Here is a 16,557-nt window from a genome sequence, read left to right as displayed (position 1 = left end):
TCCAGCAGACGGGCGACGCTTGCACAGAGGACTCTAGAACTGCGTCGCCGGGTGTTCAGGACCCTGCCATCACCCGGATGTTACCCGCCAGTAGCACCCCTGCAAACAGGAGCAAGCACCCCGCTAGCGTGACAGTTATCACCCGTTAACGCCACCAACTGAGACTTAACCCATTCGAGCGACTAGGCTGCGCTGACATGTACCGGCGAGTAGCGATCGTGACAGACTCCACGGCTTGTCTCCCGGCGCAGCTGACTGATCGACTCGGCATCGAAGTGGTGCAGATCCAGGTGCGGATCGGCGACCACACCGACGACGAGTCCCGCATCCCGGTTCCCGAGCTGGTCTCGGCCATGCGCTCGAACGTGCCCGTCGCGACGATTCCACCAGACCCGAACGCGTTCTTCTGGACGTACAACGAACTTGCGGCGCAAGGCGTCCGCTCGATCGTGTCCGTGCACGTGTCGAGCCGCCAGTCCGCGACGGTGGAGGCGGCCCGCGAGGCCGCCGCCAGGGTCCGCGTGCCCGTGCACGTGATCGACACGCACACCTGCGGGATGAGCATCGGCTACGCCGTCCAAGCCGCCGCGAAGGTGGCCGAGGCAGGCGGCAACGTCGAAAAGGTGCTCGCGACCGCCCAGCGCCGTTTCGACAGGTCGACCGAACTGATCTACGTGGACACCCTGGAGTACCTGCGCCGGGGCGGCAAGATCGGCGCGGCGGCCGCGATGGTCGGCGGCATGCTCTCCATGAAGCCACTGCTGACCATGGCCGACGGCCAGATCACCCCGCTGGACAAGGTGATCGGCGCCGACCGCGCGCTCAACCGCTTGATCGACATAGCGATCAAGCGCGCGGGCACCGACACCGTCGACGTGGCCGTGGAACACTTCGACGCCGAGGAGAAGGCCTCCCGCCTGCTCCGCACGTTGCGCCGCAAGGTCCCCAACGTCCGCCAGTTCATGCTGACCCAGGTCAGCTCGGCCATCGGAGCCCACGTGGGCCCCGGTGCACTGGGCATCACAGTTTCGCCCGTGTAGCCCTCGGGAACTCCAGAGGCGGTTTCGTCCGTTGAAATGGACGTAACGGACACCTGGAGGACCGATGGCCGGCTTCATGGACAAGATCACCAGGTTCCTGCGCAGCCCGCAGGGCCACCGACTGCAAGCGAAGGCACGGCAGATGGCGCAGGACCCGCGCAAGCGAGCGCAGGCCGAACAACTGCTGCGCAAGTTCCGCGGCAAGAAGCACTAACGCCCGAACAAGGCGTTGAGCTCGCCATAGGCAATGGCACCCTCAACGCTGCCGTAAGTCCCCTTGGTCAGCATCTCCTCCGCTGCCCGCCTGGCAACGGCGTAAGCAGCCTCGGCCACCGCAGACCCGAGGCTGACCCGCGCCACGCCCGCCGCCGCCAACACGTCGACGGCGGGCGAGCCAGGCCCCACCAACACGTTGAGCGGCGCACCAATCTCCTTGGCCAGCTCCGTGATGGTCTCGACATCACTCACCCCAGGCACAAAAATGCCACTGGCCCCGGCCTCGACGAACCTCGCAGCCCGCTCGACCGTGCGCGCAAACCGATCCCCAGGATCCCCGACCTGCCGCAGGAACGTGTCGATGCGAGCGTTGATGAAGATCCCAGGCGCAGCCTCCCGCGCAGCGACGTACCGCTCCACCTGCTCGGCGACATCCCGTTGCCCGGCACCAAGTCCGTCCTCGATGTTGACCCCGGAAGCACCCGCCGCACTGACGGCCCGCACCGTCTCGCCAACCGCCTCCGCGCTCTCCCCGAAGCCGGTCTCGATATCGGCGCTGACCGGCACCTGCACCGCTTCCACAATCCGGGCAACGAGATCAACGGCCCGCTCCCGCTGCAACGCGTCCCCGTCAGGCGCCCCAAGACTCCAAGCGACACCAGCGCTAGTAGTCGCAACAGCCTTGGCACCAGCCGCCTCAACAACGAGCGCGGAGGCAACGTCCCAAGCGTTGGCAAGGGCCAAGGGCCCAGGCTTGTGCAGCGAGTGAAACAGCTCAGTTCGATCCGTGGCGGAAGTCATGATCGATTGATATCAGCAGCCAGGCCAACAAGTCCGGCGAGAATCGGACAGGAACCAACGACTTTCCGACATCTCGCACGTGCACGCACCCAACCGCAGTCGCGAACGCAAGGTGACCACCGCCCAAGCCAGGCGCACGCACCACGCAACCGGCGGCCACCAACGCACGCCCACCACCTACGAATCCTGGCGTGGCGAAGCCGAAGGCGAGCCCGAACGGGCTGCTACCAGGTTGGGCAACCGGTTCCGCCGCTCATGGCGATTGGGGCTTGACCTTGAGGGGCTGGATGCCAACCTGTCCGGTCCGGCCGGGGCGTACTTCACCCCGGCCTTTGAGGCCGCGAATGCATCCAGCTAGAGGCTCAAGGTCAAGCCCCAATCGCAACCCCGCTCTTCGTCACGACCTGACGGACCACCCTCGCAACCGCAGCCCACCCAACAGAACGCAACCAACCCCGCTGGAACAGCAACCCGCCAGCAAAAGCCGACCCCCGCAGGATCAGTTACTCCCAGCCTTCCGACGAACCTCGTCGAACGTCCTCAAATACCGCTGCCGGAAGTCTTCCCGTTCAACCCAGGTCGTCTGCTCAACAGCCTGAGGCCTGGCAGGCGGCGGAAGCGCAGTCTCCACAACAACTTCCGGCTCGATCTCAGGCTCGACCTCAACCTCAGCCTCGACCTCAAGCTCCTCGACAACCTCAACTTCAGGCTCGGCTTCCGGCTCAGGCACCTCGACCACCGGCTCGACCTCAGCCGCAACCTCAGGCTTCACAGCCTCAGGCTCCACAACCACAGGCTCAGCGAACACGGCCAACGCCGGCTCCAACTGAGGCAACCCCACCACAGGATTCCGATGGATGGGCCGAGAGTCGTACTCGGCGTCCACCGCCTCCACCACAGGCTTCTCGACCCAGGTCCGCGCATCCACCGGCACCTCAGGCGAAGCCACCGCCTCAGCCACCGCCCCAGCTTTGTCCCGGGCGTCCTCCCGACGCCGCACCAAGACGTACATCAGGGCCGCCCCCAACGTGAAGGACAGCACGCACAGCCCGAAGACGATCCCGACTGCCCCTGCCATTGCGAAGGCTCCTAGCTGACGAGGACGTCGATCTGCGGTCCGAAGTCCGAGGGCGGCCCCCACACCGGGTCCACGATCACCCGTGTCGTGAAGGACTTGTCCACACCTTGTTCTGCCAGGTACTGCCGCAGCAGCCCGGCCCGTTCCATCGCGAGGACGTCGCAGCGGTGCGAGGCCGTCTCGCCGTTCCACGCGTGTGCCACCAGCGTCACCGTGCCGGACGAGTTGCGCAGCAGGCTGGCGAGGCTGCGTCGCACGTCCTCACCACGTCCCACCAGAGACGCGGTGCCCGGCGCGAACGTGATCCCCTTGACGGCGTGCGAGGTGAACAAGCTGCGCACCGCCTCCTGCGCCACCGAGGCGGACAGCAGGATCGGTGCCGGGGGTTCCATGCGCAGCGGGCCCACGAAGTCCGCCACCGGCACCGGGCCCGCCAGGACGGCAGGCACGGCGGGTGACGACGAGAGAGCCGTCTCGAGTTCGTCGCCGTAGACGGAGAAGCCGAACGCCGTCACGGAGGCCGGCACCATCAGGGCGCCTACGACCAGTGGGACCCAACGCTTCATGACGCGGCCACCTGTTCCGGGATGTGCACGGGCGCGACGCGTTCCGCGGCTGCGGACAGGGCGGCGCGGGCCGCGGTGAGCTGGGAGTGGACGACTCGCTTGAGTTCGTGCAGTTCCTCGGTGCGGTCGGCGACCTCGGCGAGGCGGCGGGCGGCTTCGCGGGACGCCATCTTCACCACGAACTCGGACCTGGCGCGGGCCAGCGCTTCCTGCTCCTGGAGGTGCTGGGCGACCTCGTTGCGGCGGCGGGTCATGGTGAGTTCGAAGAACTGCTGTGCCTTGTCACGCTTGCGTTCCGAGTCGGCTTCCAGGGAGTTGCACTGGAGGGCGGTCTCGCGCAGCAGGCGGTCCGCGTCGGTCTGGGCCTGCTCGACGGCCTCGGCGCACTCGCGTTCGACCTCGTCGGCGCGCTGGCGGTGCTGGGCTTCCAGGTCGGTGTTGCGGCGTTCCATCTCGAGCTCGCGGCGTTCCATCGCGGCGGCGCGGGTGGCGCAGTCCTGGCGCACTGCGTAGAGCTCGGATTCAGCCTCGGCGCGCATGGCCGTGGTTTCGTTCTCGGCCTTGGCACGCAGGATCGCGGCTTCGTTCTCGGCGTTGGCGCGCAGCTCGGCCAGTTCGGCCTCGGTGCGCTCGCGGAGTTCCGTGGACTCGCGTTCGGCCTGGAGGTGCATCTCCGCCGTCTCGTCCTCGGCGAGGCGGAGCATGCGGTGCATCCGTTCGGTGGCGCTCGCGTGCGAACCCGAGGTGGTTTCCAGGCGTTCGATCCTGGCGCGCGCCTCTTCGAGGTCCTGGCGCGTCATTTCCAGGAGCTTGCGCAAATCCGCGGCCTGCGCCAGCGCCTCGGCCCTGTCGAGGCTCGTGAAGCGCAGCTGCTCCTCGAGATTCTCGATGTGCTCGATGACCTGACGTCGATGAAAACCTCGGTAGACAACGTCAAAACCGGCGTGCAGCGGAACTAGTTCCTGCTCTTTTGCACCCATGGTCACCTACTCACTCAACCGGGCAGAAGATTGTGCGAGCTTACCCACGGCCGATGACCCCAACCAGCGTCGAAAGTGGACGGACGGGCATGATGTAACACTTGGAATAACGGGTCTTTCCTGCGCAAACAAGCGCTTCCTAGATCATCAACGACGGCCGCCCAGTCACCCGATTGTGTCAAGTAACGGGCCATTCCGGGGTGTTCACTCCGTGCGTTCGCCGTGCACGGAAAGCAACCATCAAGGTTGAGATCACACGAATTGCCTTCCATCGGTCGTGGCTACTTCGATCACCCTTCGTTAACCTTCTCGTTCGTGTCCTCACGAGTAGCCGTCGTCACCGACTCGACCGCGTCGCTCCCCGCGCGTCTGGCGGACCGCTTCAACATCATCACGGTCCCGATGCAGCTCAAGATCGGGTCGGAGCTGATCGACGAGGCGTACGTGCCGACCGACCGGCTGCTGCAGGCGATGGAGGCGCAGATCCCGATCACGACGCAGCCGCCCGCCCCCGACGCGTTCTTCTGGGCCTACCAGGACGCGTGGGCGAAAGGCGCGGAGACGATCGTCTCGGTGCACGTGACGCCGAAGCTCTCCCCCGCGACGGACGCGGCGAAGGCGGCCGCGGCCAAGTCGCGCGTGCCGGTGTTCATCGTGGACTCGCACTCGTCGGGCATGACGCTCGGCTTCGCGGCGCTCGCAGCCGCGCGGATCGTGCAGAGCGGCGGCAACGTGCAGAACGCGCGCAGCGTCGCCGAGCAGCGCGGCCGCAACGCCAACGTCCTCATCTACGTCGACACGCTGCACTACCTGCGCCAGGCGGGCCGGGTCAGCGCGGCGGCGAAGCTCTTCGGCGACGCGCTGTCGGTCAAGCCGCTGCTCACGGTCGTGAACGGCGAGGTGGAGCCGTTCGACAAGGTCGTCGGCCGCGACCGGGCGCTGGCGAAGCTCGTCGACAAGGCGGTGGCGCTCGCCTACGGACGCGACGTCGACCTCGCCGTCGAGCACTTCGCGGCCGAGAAGGAGGGCCACGAACTGCTGCAGATGCTGCAGAAGCGCATCCCGCACGCCCGCGACGTCGTCCTCACCCAGGTCAGCGCGGCGATCGGCGCGAACGTCGGACCGGGCGCGCTGGCCGTCACGATCTCGCCGTTCTAGGGCCTGTGTCGCCGTTCTAGAGGTCCGCGACCTCCTCGGCGAGCAACAGCTCGACGTCGATCCCCATCGGCGCGAAGTGGCCGGCGAGCTCCAGCGAGAGCACGCCCTGCGTCCGCGTCCAGAACGACAGCGCGCGGTGCACCGTCGGCGACGGCGCCGGCAGCGCGCCCGCCCACCCGTTCTTCATCTGCAGGAAGGCGTCGAACGGGGACTTCGGGTCCTGCGACCCGTCACCGCACACCTCCAGCAGCACCGCCAGGATCTCGTTCGAGATCGCGGTGATCTCGTCGGGCGCGCGGTAGCCGGGCACGGGCGTGCCGTAGATGAGCAGGTACCGCTGCGGATCGGCGATCGCCCACCCCCGGATGACCGAGGCGAGCCCCACGACCGTGACGCCCAGCCCCTGCGCCGCGCGGACGGTGTCGGCCAGGCTGCGGTACGCGTCGCGGATGAGCTCGGTGATCAGCTCGTCGCGACCGGCGAAGTACCGATACAGCGCGGGCCCGCTCATGCCCATCTCCTTGGCGATCGCGTTCAACGACAACGCTGTCACGCCGTTGGCCGCGATCTGCTCCCACGCGTGCCGCTTGACCTCATCGCGCACCTGGGTCCGGTAGCGCTCGCGAGGGTTCCGCGCCGGGTCGGCCTGAGACTCTGTCGCCATAGTTAGACCCTCTCACATTCGTTATTGACACTCACGCCCGCGACAGCTTAGCTTCTGCATGTCACAAGAGTTAGACCCTCTAACTTCGGCGAGTACCACTAACGAACGAAGGAGCCTCTCATGAACGCGAGCACCTCTGGCAACACTGACAAGGTCGCCCGCAAGGCCGCCTACCCGAAGACGTCGACGCTGGTCGCGGCCTGGGCCGCGCCGGTCATGGTGGTCGGCGGATTCGGCCTGCTGTCCGGCATCCCGATCGTCGCCGTGCTCGTCGCGAGCCTGCGCAACGGCCGGTCGAAGGCCCTGCGGTGGTGGTCGGGAGCACTCACGCTGGCGTACGCGACCCCGTTGACGATGTGGTTGACCGGACCGAGCGAGGCACCCAGCCTGACCAAGTACATGGACACGACGACGACAGCGGTCCTCACGGCGGCGGGCGTTGCGACGGCGATCGCGCACCAGGTAGTTCGCATGAGGTCTACTGACAAGTAACCTGGCGGGCGTGACCCTCCCCCTGACCGGCGAACGCACGGTGCCCGGTATCGCGGAAGAGAACTACTGGTTCCGGCGGCACGAAGCCGCGTATCTGCACCTGATCGGCCACTGCGCGGACGCCGTCGTACTGGAGGCGGGCTGCGGCGAGGGCTACGGCGCGCAGCTGATCAGAACGGTCGCGCGCCGGGTGATCGCCCTCGACTACGACGAACTGACGTCGCAGCACGTAGCGCGTCAGTACCCGCAGCTGAACGTGCTCCGCGGCAACCTGGCGACCTTGCCGCTGCAGGACGGCAGCGTCGACGTCGTGGCGAACCTGCAGGTCATCGAGCACCTGTGGGACCAGGAGGGCTTCCTCGCCGAGTGCCGCAGGGTGCTCAGGCCCGGCGGCAGGCTCATCGTCACGACGCCGAACCGCATCACGTTCTCCCCCGGCCAGGACACGCCGCTGAACCCGTTCCACACCAGGGAACTCGCACCGTCCGAACTGGACGAGATGCTGCGCGAGGCTGGTTTCCGCGTTGACGAACTGACGGGCCTGCGTCACGGACCGAGGCTTGACACGCTCCTGAACGGACAGATCATCAACGCACAGGTCGAAGTCGCCCTGTCCGGTGCGCCGTGGCCGGCTGAGCTCAAGGAGGCTGTGGAGTCGGTGACGGTGGAGGACTTCGACATCACGCCCGACGACATGGACGCCTGCCTCGACCTCGTGGCCGTGGCGGTGCGCGCGTGACCGAAAAGGCCACCGAGGGCACGTTCTGCCTGGTCCTGCACAGCCACCTGCCCTGGCTCGCGCACCACGGCGCGTGGCCGGTCGGCGAGGAGTGGCTCTACCAGGCGTGGGCGCACTCGTACCTGCCCGTCGTCGACATGCTGCGGCGGTTCGCCGACGAGGGCCGCGAGGACGTCCTGACGCTCGGCGTCACGCCCGTCCTGGCCGCGCAGCTCGACGACCCGTACTGCTTGCGCGGCATGCACGACTGGCTCGGCAACTGGCACCTGCGCTCGCACTTCGCCGGGGAACGCCTGAAGGAGCTGTCGGCGTACGAGCACCGGGCGTCGCAGTGGGCGCTGGACAGGTTCGAAACCCAGTGGCGGCACGGGTTCTCGCCGCGGCTGCGGTCCCTTGTGGACTCCAGCACGATCGAGCTGCTCGGCGGACCGGCCACGCACCCGTTCCAGCCGTTGCTGGATCCACAGGTCAGGGCGTTCGCGCTCAAGGCCGGCCTCGACGACACCGCGCTGCGTCTCGGCCGTGCGCCGGAAGGCATCTGGGCGCCGGAGTGCGGCTACTCCCCCGGCATGGAGGCGGGGTACGCGGCGGCGGGCGTCCGCAGGTTCATGGTCGACGGGCCCGCGCTGCACGGCGACACCTCGGCCGCGCACCCCGTCGGATCGTCGGACGTGCTGGCGTTCGGGCGTGACCTCGAGGTCTCGTACCGGGTCTGGTCGCCCAAGGTCGGCTATCCGGGTGATCCGGCCTACCGAGATTTTCACACTTACGATCACCCGACGGGCCTCAAGCCGTCGCGGGTGACGGGCAAGAACGTGGCGCCGGAGGACAAACGGCCGTACGACCCGTTGCTGGCGAAGGAAGCTCTCGACCGGCACGTCGCGGATTTCGTGGACACGGTCGTGCGGCGGCTACGGGCGATCGACGGCGGACTCGTCGTGGCGGCCTACGACACCGAGCTGTACGGGCATTGGTGGCACGAGGGTCCGTTGTGGCTGGAGGCCGTGCTGCGGGCGTTGCCGGAGGCGGGCGTGCGCGTGACGACGTTGCGCGGTGCCGTCGAGGCGGGGCACGTGGGCGCGCCGGTCGAGCTGCCGGCGTCGTCGTGGGGCAGCGGCAAGGACTGGCGCGTGTGGGACGGCGCGCAGGTGTCGGACATCGTGTCGTTGAACGAGTCCGTGCAGAAGGAGTTGCTGGGACTGGACTTCTCGTCCGAGACGAGGAATCCGGTGCTGGACCAGGCGGTGCGCGAGGCGTTGCTGGCGTTGTCGAGCGACTGGGCCTTCATGGTCACGAAGGACTCGGCCGCCGACTACGCCCGGTACCGCGCGAAGATTCACAGCGATCGCTTCAGCGAGCTCGCGGCGTTGGCGCGGAGTGGTCGCGGACTGGGCAGAGCAACGGAGCTCCGCGCGGCGGACGGCCCCTTCGGGCATCTGGACGCGCGAGGAATGGGGTAACGGGATGCGCGTGCTGATGTTGTCGTGGGAGTACCCGCCGGTGGTCGTCGGCGGGCTGGGCAGGCACGTCCACGCGCTCGCGACACAACTGGCCGCGCAGGGGCACGACGTCGTCGTGCTGTGCCGCCAGCCGTCCGGCACCGACGCGATCACGCACCCGACGTCCGATCTGGTGAGCGAGGGCGTGCGGTTGATCCGCGTCGCCGAGGACCCCGCGCACTTCGTGTTCGAGAAGGACCTGCTGGCCTGGACGCTCGCGATGGGCCACGCCATGACGCGCGCCGGTCTGGCTCTTGGCTCGTGGCGGCCGGACGTCGTGCACGCGCACGACTGGCTCGTCGCGCACCCCGCGGTCGCTTTGGCCGAGGCCTTCGAAGTGCCGCTGGTGGCGACGATCCACGCGACCGAGGCCGGCCGGCACTCCGGCTGGCTGTCGCACCCGCTGAACCAGCAGGTGCACTCCGTCGAGTGGTGGCTGGCCAACCGCTCCGACTCGCTGATCACGTGCTCGTCGGCGATGCGCGGCGAGGTCGGGCATCTGTTCGAAGTGGACACCGCCGACGTTTCCGTGCTGCACAACGGCATCGAGCCGGGCGGCTGGAAGGTGCGGGCGAAGGACGTCGGCGCGGCCCGTCGCACGTACTCGCCGCACGGTGATCCGCTGCTCCTCTTCTTCGGCCGCATCGAGTGGGAGAAGGGCATCCAGGACCTGATCGCCGCGCTCCCCCGCATCCGCCGCTTCCACCGCGGCACGCGCGCGGTCGTCGCCGGCGGCGGGTCGCAGACCGAGTGGCTTCGGGACCAGGCGCGCAAGCACCGCGTGCTGCGGGCCGTGGAGTTCGTCGGCCACCTGTCCGACAGGACTTTGGCGGCGTTGCTCACAGCAGCGAACGCGGTGGTGCTGCCGTCGCGCTACGAGCCGTTCGGGATCGTGGCGTTGGAAGCCGCAGCGGCCGGAACGCCTCTGGTCGCGTCGACCGCGGGCGGGCTCGGCGAGGTGGTGCTGGACGGCGTCACCGGACTGTCGTTCGCCCCCGGTGACGTGGACGGACTCACCCGCGCCGTGCGCGACGTGCTGTCCGATCCCACGTCCGCGGCGTCTCGTGCGCGGGCCGCGAAGGCCCGTCTGGTGACGGACTTCAACTGGGCCACGATCGCCACCGACACCGCATCCGTTTACGCCTCAGCGGTTGTGCGCGAACCACGGGTCCTCGGCCGCCCCAAGATCGCGACGGGCAATCTGTTCACCTGAGTCCGCTACAGTCGCCGGTCCCGTTAACAACAGGTGACCGAGGACTGAATGAAATACCAACGCTTCGTGGCGCTCGGGGACAGCTGCACCGAGGGCCTGGACGACCTGCTGCCCGACGGCCGCTACCGGGGCTGGGCCGACCGCGTCGCGTCCGCCCTGGACGCGCCGGGCTTCCGCTACGCCAACCTCGGCGTGCGCGGCCGACGCCTCGACCAGATGCTGGTGGAGCAGGTCCCGTCCGCGCGCGCGTTGGAACCCGATCTGGTGGTGCTGTTCGGCGGCGGCAACGACGTCATGTCCAACGCGACCCTGGAACAGATCGCAGCGCGCGCAGACGCGATGGTGCGCGCCGTGACGTCGTTCGCGCCGACCGTCGCCGTCTTCACGTTGAGCGACATCTCGCACCGCATGCCGTTCGGCTGGCGCATGCGGCCACGCATCGATGCCCTGAACACGGCCGTGCGGGGTGCTGCGTCGCGTTACGGCGCGATCCTGATCGACGTCGAGGACGACGAGTGCGTGCACGACTCGCGCTACTTCGGTCCGGACCGGCTGCACCTGTCCTCGTTGGGGCACAGGCGGTTGGCGGGACACGTGCTGTCGACGCTCGGCATCCCGTTCGACCCGGCCTGGCTGACGCCGCTCGACGGCACGGCCGCGTCCGCCTCGGTGCTGGACCACTGGCGGTGGTTGCGCGACCAGGTGCTGCCCGTGGCGTACACGCGGACCCGCAACAAGCTGATCGGACGGCAGCCGGGCGACGGTTTCGTGCCCAAGCGCCCGCAGCTCTCTCCGCTCACCTCAAGGCAGATGGCGCGCTAGGCCGACGCGTCCTCCGACCGCTTGGCCAGCGCCTCCTTGGCCTTGCGGGCCATGTCCGCGATGTCCGCACGCCGCTGCGCGTCCGCCTCGTAGTCCGCCCGCCGGTCCCGCACCACCCGCGCCGGCATCCCGACCGCGATCTTGTAGTCCGGGATGTCGCCGCGCACGATCGCGTGCGCGCCGAGCACGCACCCGCGGCCGACACGGGTGCCGCGCAGCACCGTCACCTTCGCGCCGAGCCAGCAGTCGGGGCCGATGCGCACCGGCGTCTTCACGATGCCCTGATCCTTGATCGGCAGGGTGATGTCCTCGACCTTGTGGTCGAAGTCGCAGATGTACACCCAGTCCGCGACGAGTGACGACGCGCCGATCTCGATGTCGAGGTAGCAGTTGACGGTGTTGTCCTTGCCGAACACCACCTTGTCGCCGATGCGCAGCGACCCCTCGTGGCAGCGGATGGCGTTGCCGTCGCCGATGTGGACCCAGCGGCCGATCTCGAGGCGGCCGAAGCCGGGGCGGGCCATGACCTCGACGCGCTTGCCGAAGAACACCATGCCGCGCAGCACGACGTGCGGGTTGAGCAGGCGGAACTTGAGCAGCCGCCAGTACCTGACCAGGTACCACGGGGTGTAGGCGCGGTGGCGCAGGACCCAGCGCAGGGAGGCCATCGTGAGGAAGCGCGCCTGCATCGGGTCTCGGCGCGACCTGCGCCAGCGCGTCCAGACCGGTGCACCCCACATCGAAGTCATGGACGGCACCTTAACTTCAGGCGGACGAACCAGCCGAAACGGTTCTACAGTGGCCCCATGTGGGCCGTCATCGGCGTGTGGGACATCGCTCCCGAGGTGATCGACGAACTGCGGGCGCAGGTGCCGCTGATGGCGTCGAGCAAGGTCGGGCGACCGGGGTTCGTGCACGGCACGTGGACGCTCGACGGGCACATGGTGCAGGTCTTCGACAACGAGGCGGATGCTCGCCGGTACCACCAGGACATGATCGACCAGGGCGCCACGGAACGGCCCGGCGTGCGGTGCGTGGTGTGGGACGTGGCCGAGGTCGGGGCTGAGGCACCCTAGAGGCATGGCGACTCCTCTCATCATCGACACCGACCCCGGTGTCGACGACGCGTTCGCGATCGCGCTCGCTGCCCGCAGTCCCGAGGTCGACCTCAGGGCGTTGACCACGGTGTTCGGCAACGTCGGGCTGGAGCTCACGACGGCGAACGCGTTGCGGTTGCTCGCGCACCTCAAGCGCACCGACGTGCCCGTGGTGAAGGGGTTCGGCGGGCCGGGTGGGGCCGCTGACGTGCACGGGGAGGACGGGCTCGGCGGGCAGGCCCACACGTTGCCGGAGAACCCCGAACCGATCAGAAGCGACGACGTCGTCCAGTTCTTCGCGGACAACGTCGGCAAGGACACCGTGGTCGCCGCGATCGGACCGCTCACGAACATCGCGAAGGCGCTCGACGCCGGGGTCGAGTTCCCGCGGCTGGTCGTCATGGGTGGCGGGCTCGGCATCGGCAACATGACGCTGCGCGCCGAGTTCAACTTCTGGGCGGACGCGAAGGCCGCGCGGACGGTGATCCGCAAGGGCAATCCGCTGATCGTGCCGCTCAACCTCACCCAGCGGTGCATCGCGGACGTCGAGTTCCTCGCGAACGTGGATCCCGTGCTCAGCAACCTCACCGGCACCTACCGCGAGTACCTCAGGGCGAACCCGGACCAGAACCACTCCGACCGGCCGGAGGGCATCCTCGTGCACGACGCGGTCGCGGTGGCCGAGGCGATCGTGCCCGGCACGCTCAAGACGCGCATCCACGGCCTCGACATCGACGACGAGGGTGCGCTCGTGGAAGGAAAGCACCAGGTAGAGGTCGCGGAAGACTGCGATTGGCCCGCGTTGAGGGCCTTCATGGAGCAGCGCTTGTCCGTTTGACGACAACTTCACGTCGCTCTCTGGGGTTACGCGGGCACGGTAAGTAGGGTCCGCGACCATGCAGCGAAGAGTCCTGATGACAGCTGCGGTAGTGGCGGCCATGACGTTCGGAGTGGTCCCTGCCTCCGCTCAGCCCCAGATCATGGTGGTGCCGGATCCGGCAGCGCACGTGAACCCGTTCATCGGCACGACCAACCTCGGGAACACCTTTCCCGGCGCGGTCGTGCCGTTCGGCATGTTCTCCTTCAGCCCGGAAGCCAGTCGCGGCAACACCCTGCGCGCCGCGGCTCCCGGTGGTTACCGGTACGACGCCACGAAGATCCGCGGCTTCAGCCTGACGCACATGTCCGGCACGGGGTGTGCGGGCGGCAGCGGTGACATCCCGATCTTCCCGCACGTCGGGACGGTCACGACGAGTCCGACGACCGACGCGACGGACGCGGTCTACGCGAGCGACTTCGCGCACGCCGACGAGGTGGCCAAGCCCGGCCGCTACGACGTGACGCTCAAGTCGGGGGCGAAGGCCGAGCTGTCCGCCACCGAACGCACCGGTGCGGCGCGGTTCAGCTTCCCCGCCGACAAGCCGGCGACGGTGCTGGTCAACACGTCCAAGTCGCAGGTCGGCAGCAGCGATGCGCAGACCGTGATCGACAAGGACAAGCGGACGATCACCGGCAGCGTCACGTCGGGCAACTTCTGCGGCTACATCAACCAGGTCGGCCGCCGCAGCTACTACACGCTGCACTTCGTGGCGGAGTTCGACCAGGCGTTCACCGAGGTCGGCACGTACCAGGACAACGTTGTCACGCCCGGCGGCACGAGCAGCAAGGGCGGCACGACGTACGGGACCAACGGCTGGCCGGTGCTGGGCAAGGGTTCCGGCGCGTACCTCGGCTTCGAACCAGGCGCGCAGGTCGGCATGAAGGTCGGCATCTCCTACGTGAGCCTGGAGAACGCCAAGCAGAACCTCAAGGCCGAGAACAAGGGTCAGTCCATTGAGGACATGAGGGACAACGCGTACATCGCGTGGCAGAAGCAGCTCAAGCGCATCGAGGTCGGCGGCGGCTCCGATGACGAGCGGACGAAGTTCTACACCGCGCTGTACCACTCGCTGTTGCACCCCAACCTGTTCAGCGACGTCAACGGCGAGTACGCCGGGTTCGACGGCAAGACCCACAAGATCGACAAGAGAAGGCAGAAGGCCCAGTACGGCACGTTCTCCGGCTGGGACATCTACCGCTCGCAGCTGCAACTGCTCACCATGCTCGAACCGCAGGTCGGCTCGGACATCGCGCAGTCGCTGCTCAACCAGGCCGACCAGAACAACGGCGTGTGGGACCGCTGGACGCACAACGGCGGTGGCACGCACGTCATGAACGGCGACCCGGCGCCGATCGCGCTGGCCGCCATCTCGGCGTTCGGCGGCGAGGGCTACGACATCAAGTCGTCCTTGAAGTCCCTGGTCAAGGCCGCGACCGTGCCGACGGCACTGGACCTGAGCAAGGACGGCTGGGCCGTCATGTCGGTCGGGCAGCGGCCGTCGCTCGACAAGTACCTGCAGAACAAGTACATGCCGGCCGTGTCGAACGCCTGGGGTGGCGCGGCGGAGACCCTGGAGATCTCCGCGGCGGACTTCGCGATCAGCCAGCTCGCCGAACGGACCGGCGACAAGAAGACCGCGAAGACGTTCGCCGAACGCGCCCAGTGGTGGCAGAACAACTTCGACCCGGTCGCGGACGCCACGGGTGGCTACATCCGCAACCGCAACGCCGACGGCACGTGGGTCAAGGACTTCACGCCCGACACCGGCAACGGGTTCGTCGAGGGCAGCAGCGCCCAGTACACGTGGATGGTCACGCACAACGTGGCCGGGCTCGTCGCCTCGCTGGGCGGCAAGGACCGCGCCAACAAGCGGCTCGACGACTTCTTCCACAACGCCGACGGCAGCTGGGCGTTGACGGGCAAGGGCGGCGCGAAGTCCGAACTGGACAACGAGCCGTCCGTGAACGTGCCGTGGCTCTACAACTACACGGGCGCACCGGCCAAGGCGCAGGAGACGTTGCGCGAGACCATCAACACGCTGTGGAAGAACGCCCCCGGCGGCATTCCCGGCAACGACGACCTCGGCGCCATGTCGTCGTGGTTCGTGTTCACCGCGATGGGCATCTACCCGCAGGTGCCGTCGCGCGCGGAACTCGTGCTGAGCGCGCCGCTGTTCACCTCGGTGAAGATCAACCGCGGTGGCGGCAAGGACATCACGATCACCGCTCCGCAGGCCAACACCGCGACGAAGTACGTGCAGTCGTTGAAGGTCAACGGCAAGTCCGCCACGAAGACCTGGCTGCCCGAGTCGTTCGTGGAACGCGGCGGCAAGCTCGACTTCGTGCTGGGCAAGACGGCCTCGTCGTGGGGCACGGGCAGCTCCGACGCCCCGCCGTCGTTCCGCGACGGCGAGAAGCCGATCAAGCACGACCAGCCGTACTTCCTGACCGTCGAACCGCGGCAGCTCGTCGTGGAGCCCGGCAAGTCGGTCACCGGCAAGGTCAACTCCGTCAAGCTCTACGACGGCGACCCGAAGGCGACGTTCACGATCGCCGGACCGGCCGGACTGACGTTCACGCCGAACTCGGGCGCCGTGCCCGCGGAGTTCACGGTCGCGGCCGATGCCGGTACACCACAAGGGTTCTACGACATCACCGTGACGGTGACCGTCGAAGGCGCCGCGAAGCCGGTCGTGCTGCCGCAGACGGTGAAGGTCGCTCCGGCGGGCAGCATGCTCGCCGCCGTCAACAACGTCGGTGCGTCCGCCGACGCCGACGGCGAGGGCGACTTCGACGGCGGCGGCTACAGCTACTCGCGCGAGGCTCTGGCCACGGCCGGACTCCCGCCGGGTGGCACCGCGACCGTCGACGGCCTCACGTTCACCTGGCCGTCCTCGCCTCCCGGCCGCCCCGACAACGCGACGGCCCAGAAGCAAACGCTTGCCCTGTCCGGCACCAAGCTCGCCTTCGTGGGTTCCGCGGCCAACGGCGCCCGCGCCAAGGCGGCCACGGTGACGTTCACCGACGGCACCACCGCGCAGGTCGAGATCGGGTTCAGCGACTGGACGCTGGGCGGTGGTGGTGCGACACCGAGCTTCGGCAACGTGATCGTCGCCAACACGCCGTACCGCAACACGCTGGGCGGCGGCAACGAGAAGGTCGCCACGCACATCTTCGCGACGAAGACGTACGTGGCGCCGGAAGGCAAGACGCTGGCGAGCGTCGTGCTGCCGGACGACGTGAACATGCACGTCTTCGCCGTGGCACTCGGGTAGTTCTTGTTTGAGGCGGCTCCGTTCTTGTTAACGGAGCC

17 protein-coding genes are annotated in these 16,557 nt (G+C 68.1%); 11 read left to right on the top strand and 6 right to left on the bottom strand.

Annotation, left to right across the window (positions count from 1 at the left end; genetic code table 11):
• Nucleotides 1–197: 197 nt before the first annotated feature.
• Together JNUCC0626_RS41125 and JNUCC0626_RS41120 are read left to right on the top strand one after the other, a co-directional pair.
• Complete coding sequence (locus tag JNUCC0626_RS41125) at nt 198–1,040, top strand: DegV family protein (RefSeq protein WP_394616052.1); 843 nt, start codon at nt 198–200, stop codon at nt 1,038–1,040.
• A 64-nt stretch (nt 1,041–1,104) separates the two neighbouring features.
• Nucleotides 1,105–1,254 carry a hypothetical protein gene (locus tag JNUCC0626_RS41120; protein WP_285646944.1) on the top strand — a complete coding sequence of 50 codons (150 nt, stop codon included), beginning with the start codon at nt 1,105–1,107 and terminating at the stop codon, nt 1,252–1,254.
• Here JNUCC0626_RS41120 and JNUCC0626_RS41115 read toward each other — a convergent pair.
• The 4 genes from JNUCC0626_RS41115 to JNUCC0626_RS41100 all read right to left on the bottom strand — a co-directional run bounded on the left by JNUCC0626_RS41115 (nt 1,251) and on the right by JNUCC0626_RS41100 (nt 4,681).
• Nucleotides 1,251–2,057 carry an isocitrate lyase/PEP mutase family protein gene (locus tag JNUCC0626_RS41115; protein WP_394616051.1) on the bottom strand — a complete coding sequence of 269 codons (807 nt, stop codon included), beginning with the start codon at nt 2,055–2,057 and terminating at the stop codon, nt 1,251–1,253. The two genes, JNUCC0626_RS41120 and JNUCC0626_RS41115, sit on opposite strands and share 4 nt — an antisense overlap.
• Nucleotides 2,058–2,556: 499 nt before the next feature.
• The gene (locus JNUCC0626_RS41110) at nt 2,557–3,135 is read right to left on the bottom strand and encodes a hypothetical protein (RefSeq protein WP_394616050.1); all 579 of its coding nucleotides are present in this window, start codon (nt 3,133–3,135) and stop codon (nt 2,557–2,559) included.
• A gap of 11 nt (nt 3,136–3,146) precedes the next feature.
• The gene (locus tag JNUCC0626_RS41105) at nt 3,147–3,701 is read right to left on the bottom strand and encodes a hypothetical protein (RefSeq protein ID WP_394616049.1); all 555 of its coding nucleotides are present in this window, start codon (nt 3,699–3,701) and stop codon (nt 3,147–3,149) included.
• Complete coding sequence (locus tag JNUCC0626_RS41100; RefSeq protein WP_394616048.1) at nt 3,698–4,681, bottom strand: hypothetical protein; 984 nt, start codon at nt 4,679–4,681, stop codon at nt 3,698–3,700. Before JNUCC0626_RS41100 ends, JNUCC0626_RS41105 begins: the two co-directional genes overlap by 4 nt.
• 315 nt (nt 4,682–4,996) lie before the next feature.
• Here JNUCC0626_RS41100 and JNUCC0626_RS41095 point away from each other — a divergent pair, with 315 nt between their 5' ends.
• Entirely contained in the window at nt 4,997–5,839 is an 843-nt protein-coding gene (locus JNUCC0626_RS41095) for a DegV family protein (protein WP_394616047.1), read from the top strand.
• A gap of 16 nt (nt 5,840–5,855) precedes the next feature.
• Here JNUCC0626_RS41095 and JNUCC0626_RS41090 read toward each other — a convergent pair whose 3' ends face one another.
• Nucleotides 5,856–6,503 carry a TetR/AcrR family transcriptional regulator gene (locus JNUCC0626_RS41090; RefSeq protein WP_394616046.1) on the bottom strand — a complete coding sequence of 216 codons (648 nt, stop codon included), beginning with the start codon at nt 6,501–6,503 and terminating at the stop codon, nt 5,856–5,858.
• Nucleotides 6,504–6,623: 120 nt separating this feature from the next.
• On the opposite strand from JNUCC0626_RS41090, the gene JNUCC0626_RS41085 reads away from it, so the two are divergent.
• Genes JNUCC0626_RS41085 through JNUCC0626_RS41065 form a run of 5 tightly spaced genes read left to right on the top strand, consistent with a single transcriptional unit; the run spans nt 6,624 to nt 11,268 of the window.
• On the top strand, nt 6,624–6,995 hold the full coding sequence (locus JNUCC0626_RS41085; protein WP_394616045.1) for a hypothetical protein: 372 nt from the start codon (nt 6,624–6,626) through the stop codon (nt 6,993–6,995).
• A gap of 10 nt (nt 6,996–7,005) precedes the next feature.
• Nucleotides 7,006–7,734 (top strand): class I SAM-dependent methyltransferase, encoded by a 729-nt coding sequence (locus JNUCC0626_RS41080; protein ID WP_394616044.1) that lies wholly within the window; start codon nt 7,006–7,008, stop codon nt 7,732–7,734.
• Nucleotides 7,731–9,194, top strand: coding sequence for a 1,4-alpha-glucan branching protein domain-containing protein (locus tag JNUCC0626_RS41075; protein WP_394616043.1), 1,464 nt, complete (start codon nt 7,731–7,733; stop codon nt 9,192–9,194). The genes JNUCC0626_RS41080 and JNUCC0626_RS41075 overlap by 4 nt, the downstream gene beginning before the upstream one ends.
• A gap of 4 nt (nt 9,195–9,198) precedes the next feature.
• Entirely contained in the window at nt 9,199–10,446 is a 1,248-nt protein-coding gene (locus JNUCC0626_RS41070) for a glycosyltransferase family 4 protein (RefSeq protein WP_394616042.1), read from the top strand.
• 48 nt (nt 10,447–10,494) lie between these two features.
• Complete coding sequence (locus JNUCC0626_RS41065) at nt 10,495–11,268, top strand: SGNH/GDSL hydrolase family protein (protein ID WP_394616041.1); 774 nt, start codon at nt 10,495–10,497, stop codon at nt 11,266–11,268.
• On the opposite strand, the gene JNUCC0626_RS41060 is transcribed toward JNUCC0626_RS41065, so the two are convergent.
• Nucleotides 11,265–12,017, bottom strand: coding sequence for an acyltransferase (locus JNUCC0626_RS41060; RefSeq protein WP_394616040.1), 753 nt, complete (start codon nt 12,015–12,017; stop codon nt 11,265–11,267). The genes JNUCC0626_RS41065 and JNUCC0626_RS41060 overlap by 4 nt on opposite strands.
• Before the next feature lie 57 nt (nt 12,018–12,074).
• On the opposite strand from JNUCC0626_RS41060, the gene JNUCC0626_RS41055 reads away from it, so the two are divergent.
• The 3 genes from JNUCC0626_RS41055 to JNUCC0626_RS41045 all read left to right on the top strand — a co-directional run bounded on the left by JNUCC0626_RS41055 (nt 12,075) and on the right by JNUCC0626_RS41045 (nt 16,519).
• Nucleotides 12,075–12,344, top strand: a complete 270-nt coding sequence (locus JNUCC0626_RS41055; protein WP_394616039.1) for a hypothetical protein — start codon at nt 12,075–12,077, stop codon at nt 12,342–12,344.
• A 4-nt stretch (nt 12,345–12,348) separates the two neighbouring features.
• The gene (locus JNUCC0626_RS41050) at nt 12,349–13,203 is read left to right on the top strand and encodes a nucleoside hydrolase (RefSeq protein ID WP_394616038.1); all 855 of its coding nucleotides are present in this window, start codon (nt 12,349–12,351) and stop codon (nt 13,201–13,203) included.
• Nucleotides 13,204–13,279: 76 nt separating this feature from the next.
• Complete coding sequence (locus JNUCC0626_RS41045) at nt 13,280–16,519, top strand: GH92 family glycosyl hydrolase (RefSeq protein ID WP_394616037.1); 3,240 nt, start codon at nt 13,280–13,282, stop codon at nt 16,517–16,519.
• The last annotated feature ends 38 nt before the right edge of the window (nt 16,520–16,557 follow it).

The organism is Lentzea sp. JNUCC 0626, assembly GCF_043632865.1.
Taxonomy (GTDB): Bacteria; Actinomycetota; Actinomycetes; order Mycobacteriales; family Pseudonocardiaceae; genus Lentzea.
Note: the sequence above shows the minus strand (reverse complement) of the source record. Positions and strands in the feature narration are given on the sequence as shown.